11 protein-coding genes and 1 rRNA gene are annotated in these 18,848 nt (G+C 74.8%); 4 read left to right on the top strand and 8 right to left on the bottom strand.

Annotated features, from left to right (window positions below; all coding sequences use genetic code 11):
* Positions 1–46 precede the first annotated feature (46 nt).
* The 4 genes from ACFY23_RS13525 to ACFY23_RS13510 form a co-directional block, all read right to left on the bottom strand.
* A complete protein-coding gene (locus ACFY23_RS13525) occupies positions 47–1,174 on the bottom strand; it encodes a DUF3068 domain-containing protein (RefSeq protein WP_350679024.1) in 1,128 nt (375 codons plus the stop codon).
* A 90-nt stretch (positions 1,175–1,264) separates the two neighbouring features.
* Positions 1,265–2,065 (bottom strand): class I SAM-dependent methyltransferase, encoded by an 801-nt coding sequence (locus tag ACFY23_RS13520; RefSeq protein WP_350679022.1) that lies wholly within the window; start codon positions 2,063–2,065, stop codon positions 1,265–1,267.
* Between the two features lie 73 nt (positions 2,066–2,138).
* The gene (locus ACFY23_RS13515; RefSeq protein ID WP_350679020.1) at positions 2,139–6,446 is read right to left on the bottom strand and encodes an alpha-(1->3)-arabinofuranosyltransferase; all 4,308 of its coding nucleotides are present in this window, start codon (positions 6,444–6,446) and stop codon (positions 2,139–2,141) included.
* Positions 6,443–8,080: a substrate-binding and VWA domain-containing protein gene (locus ACFY23_RS13510; RefSeq protein WP_350679018.1), complete on the bottom strand. Its 1,638-nt coding sequence runs from the start codon at positions 8,078–8,080 to the stop codon at positions 6,443–6,445. The genes ACFY23_RS13515 and ACFY23_RS13510 overlap by 4 nt, the downstream gene beginning before the upstream one ends.
* A gap of 285 nt (positions 8,081–8,365) precedes the next feature.
* Between ACFY23_RS13510 and ACFY23_RS13505 the strand changes: the two genes are divergently transcribed.
* The gene (locus tag ACFY23_RS13505; protein WP_350679016.1) at positions 8,366–9,523 is read left to right on the top strand and encodes a glycosyltransferase family 4 protein; all 1,158 of its coding nucleotides are present in this window, start codon (positions 8,366–8,368) and stop codon (positions 9,521–9,523) included.
* 49 nt (positions 9,524–9,572) lie between these two features.
* On the opposite strand, the gene ACFY23_RS13500 is transcribed toward ACFY23_RS13505, so the two are convergent.
* Both ACFY23_RS13500 and ACFY23_RS13495 read right to left on the bottom strand, forming a co-directional pair.
* Complete coding sequence (locus tag ACFY23_RS13500; protein ID WP_350679014.1) at positions 9,573–9,737, bottom strand: hypothetical protein; 165 nt, start codon at positions 9,735–9,737, stop codon at positions 9,573–9,575.
* Entirely contained in the window at positions 9,734–11,452 is a 1,719-nt protein-coding gene (locus tag ACFY23_RS13495) for a hypothetical protein (protein WP_387035935.1), read from the bottom strand. The genes ACFY23_RS13500 and ACFY23_RS13495 overlap by 4 nt, the downstream gene beginning before the upstream one ends.
* Positions 11,453–11,584: 132 nt before the next feature.
* Here ACFY23_RS13495 and ACFY23_RS13490 point away from each other — a divergent pair, with 132 nt between their 5' ends.
* Both ACFY23_RS13490 and ACFY23_RS13485 read left to right on the top strand, forming a co-directional pair.
* Positions 11,585–13,552 (top strand): hypothetical protein, encoded by a 1,968-nt coding sequence (locus tag ACFY23_RS13490; RefSeq protein WP_350679012.1) that lies wholly within the window; start codon positions 11,585–11,587, stop codon positions 13,550–13,552.
* Between the two features lie 83 nt (positions 13,553–13,635).
* Positions 13,636–14,847: a polysaccharide biosynthesis protein gene (locus ACFY23_RS13485; RefSeq protein WP_350679080.1), complete on the top strand. Its 1,212-nt coding sequence runs from the start codon at positions 13,636–13,638 to the stop codon at positions 14,845–14,847.
* Between the two features lie 74 nt (positions 14,848–14,921).
* On the opposite strand, the gene nudC is transcribed toward ACFY23_RS13485, so the two are convergent.
* Complete coding sequence (gene nudC, locus ACFY23_RS13480; RefSeq protein WP_350679010.1) at positions 14,922–15,839, bottom strand: NAD(+) diphosphatase; 918 nt, start codon at positions 15,837–15,839, stop codon at positions 14,922–14,924.
* Between the two features lie 180 nt (positions 15,840–16,019).
* Here nudC and ACFY23_RS13475 point away from each other — a divergent pair, with 180 nt between their 5' ends.
* Complete coding sequence (locus ACFY23_RS13475; protein WP_350679008.1) at positions 16,020–17,837, top strand: VanW family protein; 1,818 nt, start codon at positions 16,020–16,022, stop codon at positions 17,835–17,837.
* Positions 17,838–18,583: 746 nt separating this feature from the next.
* Here ACFY23_RS13475 and rrf read toward each other — a convergent pair.
* A 5S ribosomal RNA gene (gene rrf, locus ACFY23_RS13470) occupies positions 18,584–18,700 on the bottom strand.
* Between the last annotated feature and the right edge of the window lie 148 nt (positions 18,701–18,848).

Genomic DNA, 18,848 nt, shown 5'->3' with positions numbered 1-18,848 from the left:
GTGGACCGGTCCGGCCCACCCCCGTCGCGTACCGCTCGGCGCGCTGTCAGCGCTGGTCCACCTCGCCCGGCGCCGGGCGCTGACCCGGCACCGACGGATCGTTGCCGCGCCAGTTCGTCGATGCCGGCGGGATCTCGTCGCTCAGCAGCCCGCCCTCGCCGTGGGCGACGGTCGGCTGCTCGGCGGTCGCGTCGGCCCGGTGACGCGCCTCCGCGGCCGGCCGGGCCGCGCCCCGCCGGGCCACCAGCAGACCGGCCGCCGCCAGCACCAGGCCCAGCAGCACGAGGCCGATCGGCGCGTACACGCCGAGGATCGTCAGCTTCTGCCGGCTGTCCTGCGCCCGCTTCACCGAGGCGGCGACGGTCTCCTCGTTGTACGAGAAGTCGGCGTCCAGCAGCGTGGTCGGCGCGCCGACGTCCGGCACCAGGGTCTTGCGCTGCACCTCGCGCACCTTCAGGAAGGAGCCGGTCACCGGGTCGATCCAGACGGTCCGGGTGTTGCTGTAGACGACCTTGCCGGTGGTCGCGCCCGGCGCCAGCGCGCCGAGCAGCAGCTTGACCCGGTCCTCCGCCAGGTTGAGCTGCTCGTCGGTGATCACCTGCTCGTAGCGGTAGGACTCGATGCCCTCGATGTCCTCGGTGCCCTTGAACTCCGCCGGCCGGACGTTCCGCAGGTCACGGTCGAAGATCTCGTGGGTCTCCTTCTCCGCGCCGAACGGGAACTTGTACATCTGGCCGGAGAACTGCACCTTCTCCCGCGTACCGGTGTCGTCGAGGTACTGGTTGTTCCAGTCCAGTGCGGCACCGGAGACCCGGTCGAGGGCCAGCGCGGCACCGTACGCGCTGACCAGCTCCTTGGTGTCCGTCCGCTCCACGGTCTGCCCGACCTGCCAGACGACGGCCTTGCCGTCGAGGTCGCCGGAGAGCTCGCCGGTCGTCTTCGCGTCGGGCGAGACGCGGACGGTGGACTTCAGATCGGCGCGGTTGATGGCGATGTTGCCGTTGGTGATCTGGAGGAAGGTCGCACCCCTCGCCTCGGCGACCGAAGTCGACGCGTCCAGATCGTAGGGCAGCTTGGCCATCGCGGGCTTGACGACGAACACGAGCCCGGCGGCAAGCGCCAAGAGCAGTACGCCGCCGCCGAACAGCACGGCACCTATGGCGCGGTGCTTCATGTTTCCTCCCCAGAGGAGCTAAGTTTCGCCGCTGTCGATGAAAGATGGCCGCGAGGTTACTCCTTGGTCACATAGCAACGCGACCCCCGGTCAGCCCTGTTTTTCCCGCCTCGCCGCCGGTTCCGTCCCGGCCCGGCGCAGGACGAGGAGGAAGTTCCACGCCGCGACCTCCCGGACGCCGGGAAGCCGGATGACCCACCGCCCCCACCAGGGGTGGTAGCGGGGCAGGGCGTCCAGCAGCTCGACCTCGGCGTTGCCCCGGGCCCAGCGCAGCGTCTCCGCGATCGAGGTCGGGAAGAGCGTCTCGCGGAACCGGTTCTTCGGCGGGCGACCGTTGCGACGCTGGTAGCGCCGGCGGGCCCGGTCGCCGCCGAGGTAGTGCCACGGCGCGGTCTCGTGCCCGCCCCACGGCGAGAACCACGGCGTGAACGACACGAAGAGCACGCCGCCCGGGCGGGTCACCCGGACCATCTCGTCGAGCATCCGGGTCGGCTCCGAGACGTGCTCCAGCACATTGGACGAGAACGCCACGTCCACCGCGGCGGAACGGACCGGCAGGGCGGTGCCGCTGCCCCGCAGCATGCCGGCCACCGAATCCCCGGCCGCCGAGAAGTCGCCCACATCGGGGTCGAGCCCGACGTAGTGCGCCCCGGCGGCGCGGAAGGCCGCCGCGAAGTAGCCCGGACCGCCACCGACGTCGAGCACGGTCCGTCCGGCGAGCGGCGTGTAGCCCGACACCTGGCGTACGGAGTCCTCGGCCAGCAGCCCGTAGAAGTGGTCCGGGTCGGTCTGCTCGACCAGGAAGGCCCGGAACAGGGCCACCGACCGGCCCAGCGTGGCGAACCGGCGACGGGCCGCCCGCGCACCGGCCCCGTCGTGTGCTGCGCTCATCGCGCCACCGTCCCGTCGTCGTCCCGACCCGGGGGCTGCGGCCGGCCGCCCGCCCTCCGTGTCCGGCGTCAGATCATCCACCTCCGTCACTCCCGTCGGCGCGCGGGGGCACCACCGTGACCGGCGCGCCGGCCTGTGCGGCGGACGTCGTGGCCGGCACGTCGGAGGCGGCGGCGTCGGACCCGGTGACCGGCGGGACGCCGGCCTCCGGCGGGACGCCGGGCACGGGAAGCACCGCGGCGACCACCGCCCCGACGGCGACCAGCATCGCCCCCTGCACCCACGCGCCGTACGCCCACTCCTGGCCGTGGCCCTGCAACCGCCCGGTCACCGCCGCCACCGTGGCGGCGGTCAGCGCGCCGAACACCACCACCGGAAGTGCCCGGCGGGCGAACTGTCGCAGCAGCATCGCGGCCAGCGCGATCGCCACCGGCAGCACCCCGCCGAGCGCGGCGAGCAGCACCACCAGCGGGACGCCGGCGACCCAGGCGCGGCCCTCCGCCGGGAGCACCCCCGACGGGGACGGCCCGGAACCGGTTGCCGCGCGTCGCCGCACCGGCAGCACCGCCAGCAGCAGCACCCCGATCGCGGTCACCGCCCCGGCCGCCAGCCCGCCCCGGTACGTCCGGTCCGGCGCGAACGTCAGGTGGACCTCCCCGCCCGCACCGGCGGGCAGCACCCATGCCTGCTGCCAACCGTCGACCCGGGTGGCGGCCAGCACCCGACCGTCCACCGTCGCCGTCCAGCCGGCGTTCGAGTTCTCCGGCACCACCAGCAGCGCCGCGCCGCCGGCGGCGACCCGCACCCGCCGGTCCGTCGGATTCCAGTCCAGCACGGTCACCTCACGGTGCCGGGGCGCGGCGGCCGCCGCCTCCGGACGCAGTACGGCGTCCTGCACGACGAAGGCGGCCGACGGCGAGGTCGACAGGTGGTGTCCGCCGGCCCGGAGGTCCACGACCGCGCCGGCGCCACCGCAGACGGTGACCGGCAGCGGCCGACCGGCGAGCACGTCGGCGAGGGTGCCGGCGACGGACGTGTCGTAGCGGAGCCCGTCCAGCTCGACGACCGGCCCCGAGCCGCACGGCTCGACGACCCGGGTCGTGCCGGCGAGCGGACGGAGCAGGTCGTCCAGCCCGGGGATCCGCACCTCGGCGATGCCGGGGGTCGCGGTCCAGCCGTTGCCCCGCCGGTCGGCCACCCGCTCGGTAAACTCCCGCACGACGATCTCGACCCGGTCCGTGCGCACCGCCGGGAAACGGACGACGCCGTCCGCCCCGACCGGCACCACCCGGCTGACGCCCGGCGTACGCACCTCGACCGATTTGGGCAGCGAGCCGACCGGGAGGTCCGCGGGACGCAGGCGCAACTCGGCGATCCGGCGTTGCCCCGACCAGCTCAACCGCAGGGTGGGCCGCAGGTCCCCCGTGTCGGCCAGCCAGGCCGTCCCCGGATCACCGTCGACCGCCGCGTACCCGGCGACGGCCGGGTCGCCGGCCAGATACGAGGAGGCGGCCGCCGTCACCGGCATGCCGGACAGCGTCAACCGGCCGCCCGGCCGGGGCACGGCGGTGAGGGCCAGCCGGTACGTCCCCGGCGTCGCGCTGTGGAACAGCCGGTCCACTCCGAGCGGCTCCTCGCCGACCCGGGCCAGGAACCGGTCGCACCGGACCACCGTCCCGGCGGGCCGGGTGCCGGGACCGGCCGTCGGCACGGCGTCCGAGCCGGATCCGGCGGCCGCGACCGGGAAGCAGGCGGACCGGTCGGCCGGCCCCCGGCTGAACGACCAGGCGACCGGGCCGGCGAAGCCGGCCGGCACGTCGGCGGGGGTGCGCAGCGCGCGGCGGGGGGTCGTGTCGGGAATGGACAGCTCACGGATGCCGACCCCGCCGTCGAGCCGGTCGCCGGCCACCGCCAGCACGGTGACCCGCACCCTGCTGGTGGACCCGGGCAGCGTGTAGTAGGGGTGGGCGCCCAGCGTTGCGGCGACCTCGTGGTCGACCGAGCCCCGGTCCGTGGTGAGCCGGAACCGGGTCACCGGCCAACCCACCCCGAGGTCGTCGACGAAGGCGAGCGTCACGCTCTCGACCTCGCGGGGGGTGTCCAGGTCCACCTCGAGCCACTGGCCGACCGGCCCGGCCAGGGCAGCGGAGCGCCAGGCGGTGCGGTCGTCGCCGTCGACCGCCGCGAAGGGCAGGTGCGACGGGTCGGCGGGGGCGAGGTTGTCCACGAAACTGGCCGCGGTCGAGGCGGTCACCTCGCGTACGCCCTGGTAGGTGGCGACCGTCTGGTGCCGGTCGCCGGAGAACGGCAGCAGGTCCAGGGCGACCCGGCCCTGCCGGCCCGCCTCGGCCGCGGTCAACGTCTGGCTGAGGTTGTCCCGGACCCGGCCGATGTCGCGCTCCCGGCGGCGCAGCCCGTCGGTCACGATCCACGACCCGTCGCCGCCGTCGGCGCGGAAGCCGGCCCGGTCGCCGGCCAGCACCACCGGCCGGTCCCGCTCCACCAAACCCTGCTCCAGCAGGGGCAGCAGCGATTCCGGGCCGCCGCTCACCGTCGGCACGTCGGCGGCGAGCACCGCCGAGGCGGCCGGCACCGGCCGCTGCACCTCGTAGACCTCGACCGCCGGCAGCGGACCGGCGTCGTCGTCGACGGGGCTGCCGGGCGTACGGCCGAAGGTGCTGGTGCCGCCGAAGGTCGCCACCCGCGCGATGCCCGGCGACGCGGCGAGCGCCCGGCGCAGCACCGCCACCGGCGGCGCGTCCACCTGCGTACGGTCGATGTCGTTGCGCAGCAGCAGGTGCCGGAAGCCGGACCGGGCCAGGAAGTCCGCCAGGCCGGCCGAACCCCGGCCGTGGGACAGGACGGCTTCGACCGTGTCCATCATCCGGGTGTTGCCGGCCGAACCCAGCGGGATCTGGTGGCGCACCGCCCAGGGCGCCCCGGCCAGGGCCTGGAGCGGTTCGTCGACCGACCGCCCCCACTCGTACTGGCCGAAGCTCGAGCCGGGCACCACCAGGGTGCGGGCCAGCGCGTCCCGCTCGGCCAGCCAGGTCGCCGCCGCCCGCCAGTGCGGCGGCAGGTCCGACCAGCCCGGCCCGGGCCGCAACTGGCCCAGCCACGCCGGCGCGGCAGCCCCCAGGACCAGCAGCAGCACCGGCACGAACATCAGCGGGCGCAGCCGGAGGGCGGGGCGGCGCCGGGCGGTGGCCCGGTGCAGTCGGGTGACCCACGCGTCGACGCCGTGCGCGAAGCCGAGCATCAGCGGCAGCCGCAGCACCGGATCCAGCTTGTGCACGTTGCGGAACGGCGCCAGTGGACCGTCCAGCAGGTCCCGCACCTGCGCGGAGAGCGGACTGTCCAGGCTGCCGACGTAGCCCATGGTGAGCAGGGTCAGCCCGGTGAGGAAGCCGAGCACCAGGAAGCGGCGCTCGGGCAGCAGGTTGCCGGCCAGCCCGGCCAGGCCGATCAACGCCACCACGGCGGTGAGCGCCATCAGCACCGGGTTGTCGATCAGCAGCCAGCCCGCCGGCCACCACGGGTCGCCCTGCACGATGTACGCGACCCACTGGTTGGTGCCGCGCACCGCTTGGAAGAGCGAGGCCACCGCCGTCGTCGTGGTCGAGGACTCGATGTAGTCGAGGAACGGCAGGCTGTACTCGCCGAGCAGCAGCAGCGGCACGATCCACCAGAGGCAGACCCCCACGACGCAGAGGCACCACCAGCCCACCAGCCGCAGGTGCTCCCGATCCCAGCGGCGGGTGAGCAGCCAGACCCCGGGCAGCAGCAGGGCGAGCAGCACCACCGCCGCGTTGATCCCGCCCATGCCGAGCACGGCCAGCCCGGAGAGCGCGGCGGCGCGGCGTGGCGACCCGATCCGGCGCACCAGGACCAGCGGCAGCAGCACCCAGGGCAGCAGCGCGGCGGCGAGCGTCTCGGAGGAGAGCGCGCCGATCTCGGTGAGGATCCGGGGGGCCAGCGCGTAGCCGAGCGCGGCCGCGAAGCGGGTCGGCTCGGTGCCGATGCCCAGTGCCCGGGCCAGCCGCAGCACGCCGTAGAACGCGGCGGCGAGCAGCAGCGCGGTCCACACCCGCTGGGTGATCCACGGCGGTACGCCCAGCAACTGCCCCCCGGCGAAGAACGGCCCCATCGGGAACAGGTAGCCGTACGCCTGGTTCTGCAGCTCGCCGGAGGTCGCCTCGGGGTTCCACAGGTGCAGCGCCCGGGCCAGGAAGTGCGCCGGGTTCGCGGCGAGGTCGAGCTTGGTGTCGAAGGTGACCTGCCCGGGCCGCTGCACGAAGGCGATCACGGTGAGCAGCAGCAGGGACAGGGCGGTGTGCGGCGCCTCGCGTACGGGCCGGACGACCCGGCGCCCCAGGGTCACCGCCGGCACTCCGGGGGCAGGCAGCTCAGGTCGGCGAGCGCGGAGAAGAAGATCTGCCTGATGCCGCTGGGCTGGTCGGTGCGGAACACCCGCCCGCCGGTGATCTGGGCGATCGACGTCAGCTCGTCCGCGTCGACGTCCCTGCCCAGCCCGATGAAGACGATCGGTAGCGGCCGACGGGGATCCTGCAACCCGGCCAGCTCGGCGAGGAACCGGGACCGGCCGATGCTGTCCTCGTCCTCGTCGCGTCCGTCGGTCATGACCAGCACCAGGTTGATCCGGCCGGGCGTCCAGTGCCGCCGGGCGTCCCGGTACGCGGCCAGCGTCGTGTCGTAGAGCCCGGTGCCGCCCTCGGGCTTCACCCGGACGGCGGCCAACCGTTGGGCGAGCCGCTCCCGCTGCGTGCGCAGCGGACCGACCGGCAGGATCTCCCGATAGTCCCGGTCGCCGTCGACCTTCGTGGAGAAGACCCACACCCCGAGTTCGCTGTTGTCCAGCAGCAGGCCGGAACCCTCCCTGGCCGCCTTGAGCGTGGCCCCGAGCCGGGTCTCGTCGGAGCCGGGCACGCGGGCCGACATCGAGCCGGAGATGTCCAGCACGGTGAGGATGCGGGCGCTGCGCTGCACGCCGCTCCAGCCGGTCAGCGCCTCGGTGACGGTCTCCTCGGCGGGCAGCGGCGCCGGCTCGCGTACCTCCACCGACAGCCGGCCGTCGCGGGGCATCGCCGGCGGGAAGCCGGCGGCGGTACGGAAGCCGTGTCCGCTGAGCGTGTCGCGGGCCTCGACCGTGAGCAGGTTGGCGAGAAAGCGGGCCGCGGCCTCCCGGGCCGGGCCGTGGGCGCCGGGCAGCACCACGTACGGCAGGTCCAGCGAGGGGACCGCGACCTCGGGGTACGCGGCCACCAGCTTGTCGGCGCCGGCCAGCGCGTTGTGCGTGAGCACCGCCTGCTCGCTGGTCGCCACGGCGTCGGCCCGCCCGGACCGACCCGTCCCGCCGGCCGGCAGCGGGCTCCCGGCTCCGTCGGGGGCGAACGTCCGGTCGGCGAGCCGGCGCAGCACCGCCGCCGCCGACCCCGCGGGGTCCTGTTCCCCGGCGGCCAGTCCGCGTACGCCGAGCACCGCCCCCACGCCGGCCGGGTCGGCGGCCGGGTCGGGCAGCCCCACCGCGACGGCGCGGGCCTTCGGGCCGATCAGGGACCGCCACGTCAGCGGCTTCGCCGGCCAGCCCAGCCGGCGCGCCGCCGGCTCCGCCACCGCCAGCACGACCGGTGTGCTCGCCACGGACGTGCCCTGGCTGGGCACCTCGAAGGCGCCGGCGGCGCGGGCCCGGCGTAGCCAGAACGTGGACTCCGGCACCCAGGCGTCGGCGACGTCCGCGCCGTTGGCCACCTCCGCGGCGACGGCGGCGGACTCCCGGGCCTGGATCGCGATCGAGACGCAGGGTTGGGTCCCGACGCTGGCCCGGACGATCCGGTCCAGGGCGGGCGCGACCACCGGGGGCGCCGCCACCCGCAACCGGACCCGCTCGACGCACTCCGGCACGCCCCGGTCCGACCGCACGTACGCCACCGTGGCCCAACCGGCCAGCAGCAGCGCGAGCGCGCCGCTGAGCAGCACCACCGGCGACCGCCGCAAGGGATGTCGAACCGTAGTGGGACCGTGGCGCAACACCGCCCGGTCACCTCCTCGTCGTCGCCGGACCGGGCCGCCCGGCCGCACGTCGTGCCGCACGCCGGCGGCCGAATCCCGGCCACCGTGCGGGGTTGCGTTGCACACCCTGCCAAGGTTTTCCGTTGCCGGCAAACCCCCGATCGTCCGGCCGTGGCGGAGCCACGACCGCCGGAGCGACCCATTGCGAATGTGACGCACGTCGCCCTAGGGTGGCGCGATCGTGCTCACTTACTCGCCGGTAGGAGCAGCGTGGACAACTCCGACACCCCCTCGCGCCACGTCCTGTTCCTCAACTGGCGCGACACGACCAACCCCGAGGGCGGCGGCTCCGAGGTCTACATCGAGCGCATCGCCGCCGAACTCGTCGCCGCGGGCCACCGGGCCACCCTGCTCTGCGCCGCGCACGGCAACGCCGGACCGGCCGACACCACGCCCGAGGGCGTACGCGTGCTGCGCCGCGGCTCCCGGATCACGGTCTACGCCCGGGCGGCCCTGACCTGCCTGGCCGGCCGGATCGGGTTCGGTCCGCTGAGCCGGCGGCGTCTCGGCCGGCCGGACCTGGTCGTCGACGTCTGCAACGGGGTGCCGTTCTTCGCCCCGCTCTACGTCGGTCGCCCGGTGCTCGCCCTGGTGCACCACGTGCACCGGGAGCAGTGGCCGGTGATCTTCGGCCCCTGGGCGGCCCGGCTGGGCTGGTGGATCGAGTCGTGGCTGGCGGTCCGGCTCTACCGCCGCTGCCGTTACGTGACGGTGTCCGAGGCGAGCCGGGCGGAGCTGGCCACGCTCGGGGTGGACGCGGAACGGATCGACGTGGTGCCCAACGGGACGCCGCCGGTGACCGGACCGCCGCTGCCCCGTACACCGCACCCGTCGCTGCTGGTGCTCGGCCGGCTGGTGCCGCACAAGCGGGTGGAGATCGCGCTGCGCACGGTGGCGGAGCTGGTCGGCGAGCTGCCCGACCTGGAGCTGGTGGTGGCCGGCCAGGGCTGGTGGGAGCAGCCGCTGCGGGAGCTGTCCGAATCACTCGGCATCGCCGGCCACGTCCGGTTCACCGGTTTCATCAGCGAGGAGGAGAAGCACGCCGTGCTCTCCTCGGCGTGGCTCGCGCTCACCCCCTCGCTCAAGGAGGGCTGGGGACTGACCATCGTGGAGGCCGCCGCCCGGAGCACCCCGACCGTCGCGTTCCGCTACGCCGGCGGCGTCGCCGAGGCGATGGTCGACACCGAGACCGGACTGCTCGTCGACGACGAGCCGGGATTCACCGCCGTCGTCCGTGGACTGCTCGCCGACGACGTGCGGCGCAAGGCGATGGGCGAGGCCGCGCTGGTCCACGCGTCCCGCTTCACCTGGGCGGCGACAGGGGAACGGTTCGCCCGCCTGGTGACGCAGGTGGCCGCCCGGCCCTGAACACGACGGAGGGCACCCGCGACGCGGGTGCCCTCCGTGCGTTCGTGGTTCAGCGGGTGCCGTACAGCGGAGCCTCGGTCCCCTGCTCACTCACCTTGGTGTTGGCGACCTCCTTGGCGGACGGGCTGAGCACATTCGCCAGCCCGACGCTCCCGAGCAGGCCGAGCACGACCCCGAGTACCCCGACGGCGACGAACGCGGGCAGGTTCCTCATCCACCTTCTCCTTCCGCGGGACTCGCGTGCCGGGACGCTACCACGCGGTAGCGTCCCTGCGCAGCGCCCGAAAAAACGATCCCCATCACCACCGTTCCGGCCAACACGTGGGCCAGTCCCACCGGGCCCGGCCCTGCCGGCGCGGCCGGCGGCGACCAGGCCGGGTTCTCGTAGAGCGTCAACTCGGGTCCGGTGTGGACGGTCCGCAGCCCGGCCAGTGCCGCCGGGGCCGGGGCCGGGCCGGCCGCCCGCTGCACCAGCACCCACCGGGCGCCGGTCGTCGACAGCGGCGCGCCGGCGGCGAGCCCCTCCCGCACCCGCGCGGCGCGCGGGTCCTCGCCGGCCACCGCGAGCCCACCCACCCGTAGCGTGTCGTCGATCAGCACCGGCACGGCGAGGTACCGGGGCGCCGGGTCGATCACCACCTGGCCGTGGTTCCAGGAGTGGCTCTGGTACTCCTGGAAGGGCAGTGAGACCACCTCCCCGGGCCGCTCGGCGGTCAGCCGGGCCACCGTCGCCCAGTCCGCCGGCCAGCTCACCGGCCGGAGCCGGCCGGCCCCGCCGAAGGCGAGGTCGGGCAGGAGCGCCACCGGCAGCAGCGCCGCACCCACCAGCACCACCCCGGCGGTCGCCGCGTCGAAGCGGGCCGCCAGCCGGTCCGCGAGTCGTTCCGCGCCGAGCGCGCCGGCCACCGCCAGCGCCAGCGCGTACGGCACCAGCAGTTTCTGACCGTCCCGGACCAGGCCGGCGCCGGGCACGGTCGCGACCAACCAGCCGAGCAGGGCCGCGCCGCCGGGCAGCACCCCGAGCGCCGCCGCCAGCCACGACGCGGCGGCGAGCAGGCCGAACCGGTTGGCGACCGACGGGGGCCAGCGCCGGCGCAGCAGCGGTACGCCGTACCCGGCGACGGCCAGCAGCAGCGCGGTGGCCAGTGGGACCAGCACCACGCCCCGCGACGCGGGGGTGGTCTGCGCGTTCCAGATGCCGCCCGTGCCCGCCAGCGCCGCCAGCGGACCGGCCCAGTTCTCCGCGCGCGCGGCGAACGCCGCCACCCCGGCCGGGTCGGAGCGACCGGCGCCGCCGCTGGCGACGCCCGCCACCAGCCACGGCGCGTTGAGCAGCACCGTCAACCCCACGCCCAGCGACGCCGACCGGACGGCCGCCGGATACCGCCCGGGCAGCAGCACCGCGACCGCGACCAGGGCGAGCACCCCACCGGTCGGCGTGATCGCGGACGCCGCCGCCGCGAGCAGCAACCGGGGCAGCGCGCCCCGCCGGGCCGCCCGCACGTCGAGCGCCGCCCGCACCAGCCAGGGCAGCGCGGCGTACGCGACCAGCAGCCCCCACTGCCCGACGAGCAGCCGCTCGGCCAGGTACGGCGTCCAGGCGTACCCGACGGCGGCCACCACCCGGACCGCGACCCGGTCGGTCGGCACCAGCCGGGCGGCGCCCAGCGCGGCGAGATACAGGATCGCCCCCAGCACCAGCCGTTGCAGCAGCCAACCGGGCACCACCTGGCTGGCGAGCGCCACCACCGCGTCCTGCGGCACGGCCCGGGGCAGCGCCGAGGCCGGGGCGATCGCCTCCCAGCTCAACGCCTGCCGGGGAACGAAGACCATGTCGTAGCGGAGCACGTACCCGGGCAGGACCAGCGGGGCGAGCACCACCGCCGTCACGGCGGCGGCCACGCCGTGCGGCACCAGCCGTTCGCGCATCCCTCGACCTCACCACTGCCGGGCACGACGGTCGCCGCGCTGGTGGCGGCCACTGTACGCGGGCCCGCGCGGCCCCCGAACCAACCGTTGACCTGATGGGTCACCGGTCGGGGGTGTGGCAGTCTTCCCGCCATGGCATCGACAGGAACCGAGGTGCGCGAGGCGCCCGACGGCACCGGCGACACCGGCGGAGCCGGCGGAGTGGTACGCGCCGACCCGATCCGGTCCGTCGCCCTCGCGTTGATCGCGCTCAGCGTGCTGTGGCGGGCGCACATCGCCTCCCGCGGCTACCTGGCGGCCGACGACTACGTGCTGATCACGCAGTCCACCGAGTCGAGCCTGACCCCGGGCTTTTTGCTCACCCTGTACAACAACCACTTCATGCCGGGCGGCCGGCTGCTGACCTGGCTGGTGACCGATGCCGTCGGGCTCACCTACTGGCCGTACGTGCTGCTGATGGCGGCCGGCCAGGCGATCCTCAGCGTGGCCTTCTACCGACTGCTCCGGACACTGCTCCGGCCGAGCCGGCTGCTGCTCGTCCCGCTCGGGATGTTCCTGTTCAGCCCGCTGACGCTGGAGGCGACCTCCTGGTGGGCGGTCGGCGCGAACATGCTGCCCATGCAGCTCGCCATGGTGCTCGCCCTCGGCGCACAGCTCAAGTACGTCCGCACCGGCCGGAGGCGGCACCTGCTGTCGCTGGCCCTGTCCGTCCTGCTCGGACTGCTCTTCTTCGAGAAGACGCTGCTGGTCGTACCGCTGGTCTTCCTCTTCACGGTCTGCTTCTTCGCCGACGGCGGCCCGGTACGCGCCACGCTGACCACGCTTCGCCGGTGGTGGCCCTCCTGGCTGACGCTGACCGCGTTGGTCGGCGCCTTCGCCGCGGTGTACCTCGTCCGCTCCGAGTCGTCCCTGCGCCGGCCGGAGTCGGTGGGCGAACTCCTGTCCTTCCTCACCCAACTGTTCGGCTCGACCCTCGTGCCGGGGCTGCTCGGCGGTCCGTGGGGATGGCTGGGCGCCGGCGACGGCGCGCCGGTGGTCGCCCCGCCCGAGTTGGGCCGGTGGATCGCCTGGGTCGCCTTCGGCGCGCTGGTCGTGCTGACCGTCCGGCGGGACCGCACGGCCGGGCGGGCGTGGGTGCTGCTGGGTGCCTACCTGATCCTCGTCGCCGCGCTGCTCGGCGCCACCCGCCTCGGCTCGGTCTTCAGCGCCGTGGCCGGCGGCGTGCCCCGGTACGTCAGCGACGTGGTGGTGGTCGCCGCGATCTGCGTCGGCATCGCCCTGGTGGGAATCGCCCGGCCGACACCGGCCGACCCGGACCCGGAGCCGCCGGGGCAGCCCGCCCGGCCGGCGCCGGCCGACCCGGACCCGGAGCCGCCCACCCGACCGGACCCGACGACCGAGCCGGCTCCCCCGCAGCCCGACTGGCTGGGCCCGGTGCCCGCGCGCTACCGCGAGGTGGTCACCGCCGGTCTCCTGCTGCTCCTGGTGGCGGCCATGTTCGGGACGGCCTGGACCACCTCCCGCTACAGCGACGAGTGGGCGCTCAAGTACGGTCGCTCCTATCTCGACACCGCCCGCATCGAGCTCGCCAGCGCCCCGCCCGGCACGGTCTTCTTCGACGCGCCGGTCCCTGGCGGTGTGGTGCCGAACCTGTCGTGGCCGTACAACCTCCAGTCCCGGTTCTTCGCCGCCGCCGGCGCCCGACCCGAGTTCGTGCACGAGACGGAGAACGCGTCGGTGCTGGACGGCCTCGGACGGATCCAGGTGGCGACCATCCAGGGCAGCAGCATCAGGCCCGGCCCCCAGGAGGGCTGCGGCTACCTGGTCGCCGCCGGCCAGACGGTGCGGATGCCACTGGACTCGCCCCGGGACGACTGGTTCTGGGTCGTGCGCATCGGCTACCTCAGCTCCGCCGACGGCACCGCCACGCTGCGGCTCGGCCAGGGCAGCCACACCTTCCCGGTGACGAAGGGGCTGAACCAGCGGTTCTTCGAGATCAGCGGCGGCGGTGACGCGGTGGAGCTGACCGTGACCGGCACGGACATGACGCTCTGCACGAACGAGATCGCGATCGGCAACCCCGCCCCGAAGCCCGAGTGACTCCCGACGAGCGGCGGACAGCGGCGGAGCCGACGCAGCCCGGCACCGCGGGCGGTTCACGCGGCGGCGTCGGCGCCGTCCGGTTGGGCGCGGCGGGAGCCGCCGTCACCGCCGCCAGCATGCTGACCAACGGGCTGGCGTACCTGGTGCCGGTGCTGGGGGCCCGCCGGCTGGCCGCCGCCGAGCTGGGCGCGCTGGCCACCGTGCTCGGCCTCGCCGCCATCGCGGCGGTGCCCGGCTTCGGCCTGCAGATCGCCGTGGCCGCCCACCGGGCCCGTTGGGGCGCCACCGGCACCGCCCGGCTCGCGCTGCGCACGGCCGCGGTCACCGCCGGGGTCACGGTGCTGGCCGCGCCGGCGGTCAGCGTGGCACTCCGGCTGCCGCTGGCGTTGGCCCTGCTGCTGGCGGCAACCACCTTCGCCACCGTGCTGGCCGGCCGGTGGCTCGGCGAACTCCAGGGCGACCAGCGGTTCCTGCGCCTCGCCACCGCGATGACCGTGCTCGCCGCCGGCCGCTACGGCGGGCTCGTCGTCGGGCTGGCCCTCGGCCGAGGGCCGGTCGCCTGTCTGCTGCTCGCCTCGTTCACCGGGCTGGCCGTCCTGCCCCTGCTGGCCCACCTCGCCCGCCCGCGACCGCCCACCGCGCCGGCCCCACCCGCCGCGCGCACCCCGGCCGCCGGGGTGGACGGCGAGCTGACCGCCCGGCACGTCATGACGGCGTGCGGCGCGTCGCTGGCGATGCTCACCGTCTCGTACGCCGACCTGATCCTAGCCCGCCAGCTCCTCCCCGGCGACGCCTCGGGCGGGTACGCCGTCGGGTCGGTGCTCACCAAGGGCGCGCTCTGGGCGCCGCAGGTGGTCACCGTGCTGGTGCTGCCCCGGCTCGCCCGGGGCGACCGCCGGGCCCGGGTGGCCGCGCTGGCGCTGATCCTGGCCTGCGGCGCGGCCCTCGTGGGCGCCTCCGCGTTCGCCGGCGACCTGGCGATCCGCCTCGCCGGTGGCGCGGGCTACCTGCACCTGGCCGGCGCGGCCCCCCTCTTCGCCGCCGTCGGCGCCCTGTACGCGGTGGTGTTCATGCTGGCCAACGACCGGGTGGCGACGGGCGCCCGATGGCCCGCCGCGCCGCTCTGGGCGGCCACCGCCGGCCTCACCGTGGCGGCCCTGCTCGTCGCCCCCCGCACGGTCGAGGGCGTTCTCGTCTGCGCGCTCGCCACCGCCGTCCTGACGGCAGCCGTCATGGCCTGGCTGACCTTCCGCGGCGCCACGCGCACCCGTCCCTCGACCGGCGCCCGCTGACGGCACCGCCGCCGGCACCCCGGCCCTGCCTCCCGGGCCGGGCCGGCACGTCACTGGAACCGGTCGGGCCCTGGTCAGCCCTCGGCCAGCCAGCCGCGCAGGAGGTGGTGGTCGATCGAGTCGACCCGGCCGAGCGGCCGTCCGGCGGCCACCCGCGCGCGCAGCTCGTCCCGGGTGAACCAGCGCGCCTCCAGCAGTTCCTCGCCGTCCACCCGCACCTCCTCGGACGCGGCGGTGGCCCGGAAGCCCACCATCAGCCCCGCCGGGAACGGCCACGCCTGCGACCCCACGTACGTCAGGTCGGTCACCGTCACCCCGGCCTCCTCGGCCATCTCCCGCCGGACGGCGTCCTCCAGGCTCTCGCCCACCTCCACGAAGCCGGCGAGCGTCGAGTACGCCCCCTCGCGCGCGCCCGCGTGCCGGGCCAGCAGGCAGCGGTCCGGTGGTCCGGGCGCCTCGACCAGCACGATGACCGCCGGTTCGATCCGGGGGAAGAGGAGCCGGCCGCACTCCGCCCGGGTGCAGGACCTGACGTGTCCCCCGCTCCGGGCCACGGTCGACGCCCCGCAGGCGCCGCAGAAACGCTGCTGCCGGTGCCAGTGCAGCAGCCCCCGCGCGTACGCCTGGACGGCCGCCTCCGCCGGACCGAGCCGGCCGACCAACGCCCGGACGTCCACGGCGGCGCCCGCCCCGGCCGCCTCCACGGCGGCAGCCTCAGGAAGGCCGGAGAGGTCCGCCGCGAAGACGGGCGACGTGTCGTCCATGCCCAGGAAGGCGGTCTCGTCGGCGACGGCGAGCACCGCGGCCGCCCGGTCGCCGGTCAGCCGCACCGGCACGTCCTCGGCGGCCAGGCAACGGTCCCGCCACAGCGGCAGGACGACGCCGGCCGGGTCGGCCAGCAGCGCGGCCATCCGCTCCGGGTCGGCGCGCAACTCCCCCGCCCGGTCCAGCCAACCGCCGCCGTACGCCAGGACCGCCTCGTCTGCTCGCATGCCCCTACCGTGCCACGGCCGCCGGCGCGACCCGCGCCCGGGCGGCCCGCCGCGACACGCCGCGACACGCGCTGCCGCAACGGGTGGGGCGCAGACTGCCGCCGCGCCGGGCCGCCGGTTACGGTAGGTGTCTTCCGGGCGGGGGCGAACGCTCCCCCCTTGTGGCACGCCCTTATCGAGGTGACCGTGACGCTGTACGGCGAGAAGAATCCACCCGCCGACGACCGGCCCACCGTGCGGGTCACCGCGGTGACCTGGCCGGGTGACGAGCCGGCACCCGTCGTGCCCGCCGGACGGCCGGGCGGGGGGCCCCGGTCCCGCCGGGTCCGCCTGCTGCTCGCCGCCGGGATCGCCACGGCGGTGCTGGCCTCCGTGGCGGGGGTGGGCGCCTACGCGTACGCCGGTGACGTGCCCCGCGGCACGACGGTGCTCGGGGCGGAGCTCGGCGGCCGGAGCCGCGCGGACGCCGCCCGCGAGCTGCGGGCGGAGCTGGACCGTCGCGCCGCCGAACTCGCGGCCCCCCTGCCGGTACGCGTCGGCGAGCAGACCGCCGAGATCGTCCCGGCCGACGTCGGCCTGGCGGTCGACGTCGACGCCACCGTGGCGGCGGCGGTCGAGGCGGACGCGCACGCGGTCGACCGGCTCGTCGGCTCCCGCGCGGTGCAGCCGGTCGTGACCGTGGACGTCGCCAAGCTCGACGCCGCCCTGCAGAAGGTGGTCGGTGACCAGGGCCGGAAGATGACCATGCCGGCGATCACCTGGAAGGGCACCACTCCGAAGGCGGTGCACCCGAAGCCGAGCCTCGCGCTGGATCCGGAGCGCTCCGCGCAGGTGGTGCGGGAGGGCTGGCTGAGCCGCCAGCCGGTGACCGTGCCGCTGGTCGAGACGCACCCGGCGACCACCGCCGAGGAGGTGGACCGGCTGGTCGACGAGCTGGCGAAGCCGGCCGTCGCCGCGCCGGTCACGCTCACCACCGACAAGGGCTCCGTGCAGATCCCGCCGAAGGCGATCGCGAGGAGCCTGCGGTTCACCGCCGACAAGGCCGGCAAGCTGACCCCGCAGGTCGACGTGAAGCGGCTGCGCGCCGCGCTCGGCGGCGACCTGGCGAAGATCGAGGTGCCGCCGAAGGACGCCCGGATGACCATCTCCGGAGGCAAGCCGAAGGTCGTCGACGGCAAGCCGGGGCAGCAGCTCGACAGCGCCGCCCTCGGCCGCGACCTGCTGGCCGTCCTGCCGAAGGCGGAGGACCGGAAGGTCACCGGCGAGCTGAAGCCGGCCGAGCCGGAGCTGACCGCCGAGAAGCTGGCCGGGCTCGGCATCAAGGAGCGGGTGTCCACGTTCACCACCCGGTTCACCGGAGGGCTCTCCTCGCCGCGCAGCCAGAACATCATCACGATCGCCAAGGACGTGGACGGCACGGTGGTGCTGCCCGGCGAGACGTTCTCGCTCAACGGGCACACCGGCGAGCGCGGCTACGCCCAGGGCTACCGGGACGCCCCGGTCATCCTCAACGGCAAGCTGGTGCCGGGCGTCGGCGGCGGCACCTCGCAGTTCACCACCACGCTGTTCAACGCGACCTACTACGCGGGCCTGGAGGACGTCGAGCACAAGCCGCACTCCTACTGGTTCAGCCGGTACCCGGCGGTCATCGAGTCGACCATCTTCTGGCCGGACCTGGACTTCAAGTTCCGCAACAACACCGAGTACGGCGTCCTGATCGACACCTCGTACACGTCCAGTTCCATCACGGTGTCGATCTGGAGCACCAAGATCTGGGACAGCGTGAAGACCGAGTACAGCCCGCGGCGCAACATCACCCAGCCGAAGACGGTCTACCTGGAGCCGGGCCCCACCTGCATCCCCGCCAGCGGCAGCCAGGGCTTCACCCAGGACGCCTTCCGGGTCATCAAGAAGGACGGCAAGGTCGTCAAGCGGGAGAAGTTCACCTGGCGCTACGACGCCGAGCCGCGCTTCATCTGCGGGCCCGAACCGTCCTGACCGCCGCCCCACTCCCGCACGTCGCTGCCCCGCCGGCCCCGCCGGCGGGGCGCTTCCATTCCGGCGTACGCAACAGCCGCCCGGGCTCTGTGGCGGGTTACCAGAACGGTCGGGATCACGGCCGGATGCGCTGATTGGCCGGGCGTGTGGTCCTGCCTGAGCCCGTTTTCCGGTCGGGGGTGGGTTTGGGGCCCCGCGTGCGGTCGTGTCCCGTTGGTGTGCTGCCTGAAGGGTCGGTTGGGCGCTGCCCCGGGTGCGCCTCCCTTTTGTGGTGTCCGTGGCTTGGGCGCTGCGCCGGGGTCGTGCCCTTGTTGCGATGTTAGGCGCTACCCCGTGTCCCTTGCGGTCCGTGTGGGGTGGGGGTGGGCCCGCCGTGCCCGGCTCCGGGCGGTCAGGCTTGATCCCTGCGCCGGGCACGGCGGGCCCCATCCCCGTCGAGGTCACCCACCACCCGTGCCTTCCCGGCCGTAGAACGAGGCACAGCATCGACGTCTTCGTGGCCGGCGGCGACGAAGGTGTCCGTCGCGGACGGCGACGGATGGGCACGTGTCAAGCCCGCCCGCGCTGGACCCCGCCCGATCACTACCCCGACCCGAACACCTCCTGAAAGGCGCGGCCGGAACGTGCGGCTCACCCACAGCCTTGGCCGAGACGATGCTCGGTAGAGGCGGTACGGGCTCGGCAAAAAAGGTCCGGGAAACGCGTTCAGGGCCACCCCCAATGGGGTGGCCCTGAACGGAAAGATTGTCCGGCGGTGTCCTACTCTCCCACACCCTCCCGAGTGCAGTACCATCGGCGCTGGAGGGCTTAGCTTCCGGGTTCGGAATGTAACCGGGCGTTTCCCCTCCGCCATGACCGCCGTAACTCTATCGACATATCAAACAACACCCAACCGGGTCTGTTGTTCGTTTGCCGGGAGTTGCACAGTGGACGCGTAGCAGCTTAGTAGTCAAGTCCTCGGCCTATTAGTACCGGTCAACTGAACCCGTTACCGAGCTTACATTTCCGGCC

Origin of the sequence: Micromonospora sp. NPDC000121, assembly GCF_042899165.1 — a bacterium.
In the GTDB taxonomy this organism is placed as follows: domain Bacteria; phylum Actinomycetota; class Actinomycetes; order Mycobacteriales; family Micromonosporaceae; genus Micromonospora.
This window is presented reverse-complemented; position numbering and strand designations above follow the sequence as displayed.

Excerpts from the sequence above, each read along its gene's own strand:
- ACFY23_RS13525 (WP_350679024.1), bottom strand. The coding sequence starts at position 1,174 with ATGAAGCACCGCGCCATAGGTGCCGTGCTGTTCGGCGGCGGCGTACTG.
- ACFY23_RS13520 (WP_350679022.1), bottom strand. The coding sequence starts at position 2,065 with ATGAGCGCAGCACACGACGGGGCCGGTGCGCGGGCGGCCCGTCGCCGG.
- ACFY23_RS13500 (WP_350679014.1), bottom strand. The coding sequence starts at position 9,737 with ATGAGGAACCTGCCCGCGTTCGTCGCCGTCGGGGTACTCGGGGTCGTG.
- ACFY23_RS13495 (WP_387035935.1), bottom strand. The coding sequence starts at position 11,452 with ATGCGCGAACGGCTGGTGCCGCACGGCGTGGCCGCCGCCGTGACGGCG.
- ACFY23_RS13490 (WP_350679012.1), top strand. The coding sequence starts at position 11,585 with ATGGCATCGACAGGAACCGAGGTGCGCGAGGCGCCCGACGGCACCGGC.
- nudC (WP_350679010.1), bottom strand. The coding sequence starts at position 15,839 with ATGCGAGCAGACGAGGCGGTCCTGGCGTACGGCGGCGGTTGGCTGGAC.